At 72.1% G+C, this 2,493-nt stretch carries 3 protein-coding genes; 2 read left to right on the forward strand and 1 reads right to left on the reverse strand.

Annotation, left to right across the window (positions count from 1 at the left end; genetic code table 11):
- The coding region (locus Q4I23_RS32105) for an NAD-dependent epimerase/dehydratase family protein (RefSeq protein WP_498528924.1) at positions 1-654 on the forward strand (654 nt) is incomplete at its 5' end.
- A 10-nt stretch (positions 655-664) separates the two neighbouring features.
- On the opposite strand, the gene Q4I23_RS32110 is transcribed toward Q4I23_RS32105, so the two are convergent.
- A complete protein-coding gene (locus Q4I23_RS32110) occupies positions 665-1,303 on the reverse strand; it encodes a gamma-glutamylcyclotransferase (RefSeq protein WP_454017515.1) in 639 nt (212 codons plus the stop codon).
- A gap of 108 nt (positions 1,304-1,411) precedes the next feature.
- Between Q4I23_RS32110 and Q4I23_RS32115 the strand changes: the two genes are divergently transcribed.
- Entirely contained in the window at positions 1,412-2,425 is a 1,014-nt protein-coding gene (locus Q4I23_RS32115) for a DUF2125 domain-containing protein (RefSeq protein WP_498528925.1), read from the forward strand.
- Positions 2,426-2,493: the final 68 nt, after the last annotated feature.

The raw sequence follows: 2,493 nt of genomic DNA on the forward strand, positions 1-2,493 counted from the left end.
CTCCATTGCTCGACGGAAGCCGTGATGATCGGCCACCCGCCGCCCCGCCGGCCGCCCCAACGGCTGGACGAGAGCGCCGATCCGGGGCCGGAGGCGCTGGCCGGTGCCTACTGCCGGTCCAAGTATCTTGCGGAAAAGGACGCGCTGGCCGCCGCGGCGCAGGGGCTGCCGGTGGTGGTGGTCAACCCCACGGCGCCCATCGGCCCCGGCGATCGGCTGCCCACCCCGCCGAACGCCATGCTGCGCCTGTTCCGGCGCGGCGGGCCGCGGCTGATCCTGGATTGCGTGCTGAACCTCGTGGACGTGCGTGACGTGGCGCAGGGGATGATCCTGGCCATGGAGGGAGGACGAATCGGGGAGCGCTACATCCTGGGCGGCACGGACGTCGGACTGGGCGATCTGGCGCAGCGGATCGACCGGCTTTGCGGGCGCCCGCCGCTCCGTCGCTATCCCGTACCGCCCGCCCTGGCGCTGGGGGCCGCGCGGGTGGAGGAATGGCTGTCCGACCATGTGACCCGCCGCCCACCGACCGCGCCGGTCACCGGAGTCCGGCTGGCGCTGGGCGGCGGCGGGTTCGACAGCGGCAAGGCGATGCGGGAACTGGGCTACACGGTCCGGCCGCTGGACGTGAGCCTGAGGGCGGCGTTGGCGTGACCTCTGCCCGTCAGCCGATCCGCGCGCGCACCGCGGTCAGCAGGCTGCACAGCCCGCGGTCGTGGATGCCGATGGCCTCCAGATGGGCGACCGTGTTGGCGAGGTAGTCCAGGTTCGGACCGCGCTCGCCCCGGCAGCAGGCGATGCGCTCGGCCATGGCGGTCTCGTCCATGCAGCCGCAATACTGCCGATGGCGGCGGTCCACGACGAAGGTGCAGGCAGTGACCGGCGCCCCGCCGTCGCGCGGGCGCACCGGCAGCAGCTTCGGCCGGTAGACGCGGTTCAGCATCTCCCGGTCCCACAGACAGTCCAGCGTCTCCGGCACCCGCTCCGCCGCCACGCGGAAGACGATTCCCCGGCAGGAGCCGCCGCGGTCCAGACCCAGCACCAGCCCCGGCCGCTCCGGCGTGCCGCGGTAGCGGTGGGAGGAGACGCAGAAGCGGCGGTGGTAGCCGCCCAGCACCGCCGGATGGCGCTCCAGAAAGGGGAACTCCGGGTTCCACATCAGCGAGCCGTAGGCGAAGACCCAGAGGTCGGCGCCGGGCGTCACGGCGATGTCGGCAGACCAGGAAGAGGCGGATGATGCCGTGCGCTGCGCCGGTGCGATGACCGGAAGCTCGGCAACAGGCGATTGCGTATCGAGCAGCATGACCCTTAAGTAATGCAGCGTGCGCCGACTGGTGGCGACACGGTGAATGCTAGCACGGCCCCTGGCCGCCCGCTATAAGGTGGGTGCCACAAAACGGAAATGCCACAGATGCGCGTTGGGAAGATCTTGGGATTCGCCGTTCTCGCCCTGGCCCTGCTGACCGGCGCCTATTCGGTCTGGTGGTGGCAAGCCGCAGCGGCGGTGGAGCGCGGCGTGCTTGCCTGGATGGACGAGCAGCGAGCGGCGGGCACCGTGGTGGCCCATGGTGGGCTGAGCGTCGGCGGCTACCCCTTCACCATCCGCGCCGCGCTGGAGGCGCCGCACCTCGCCACCCGCGACGTGGAATGGCGGGGCGCTAAGCTGGTGGCGGAGGCGCCGCCCTGGAACCACACGCGCATCGCCCTGTCGCTGCCCGGCGAGCAGCGGGTGACGGTGGTGCAGCCCAGCCAGCCGCCCTTCACACTCATCGCCCGCGACGGCGGCCGGGGTCATGTCGGCCTCACCCTGACCGGCCAGCCGGTGGAGGCGCGGCTGGCCTTCACCAACCTGGTGGCGCAGCCCGAGTCCCTGCCTGTTCCCATCGCCGCCCTGGACCTGACCGCCAGCCAGCCGTCCGAGCCGCCGGCCAGCCACAGCGACACCGGCCTCTCCGTCACGCTGGAAGCCCGCGGCGCCACCCTGCCCGAGGGCGCGCCGGACTCGCTGGGCCGCGAGGTGCAACGGCTCCTGCTGACCGCGCGCGTCCTCGGCCAGCCGCCCAAGCCGGAGCCGGCCAGCCTGTCGGCCTGGAGCCGCGACGGCGGCACGCTCCAACTCGACGGGCTGAATGTGGATTGGGGACCGCTGAAGCTGGCGATGAACGGCACGCTGGCGCTGGATGCCGCCTTGCAGCCGCAGGCCGCGCTGACGGCGGAGGTGCGCGGGTATCAGGCGGTGCTGGACGCGCTTCAGGGGATGTTCCGGCCCAAGGAATTGGCGATGGCCCGCACCATGCTGGGCCTGCTGGCCCGCCCCACCGGGCCGAACGGCGAGCCGGTGCTGACCGCCCCGGTCACCCTGCAGAACCGCGGGCTGTTCCTGGGGCCGCTGAAGGTCGCGGCGTTGCCGGCGGTGGTCTGGTAGGGGCGGCGCATTGCCCCCTCCCTAACCCCTGTCTCTTATACACATCTCCGAGCCCACGAGACTATAAC

The organism is Azospirillum sp. UFLA03-27, assembly GCF_059803775.1.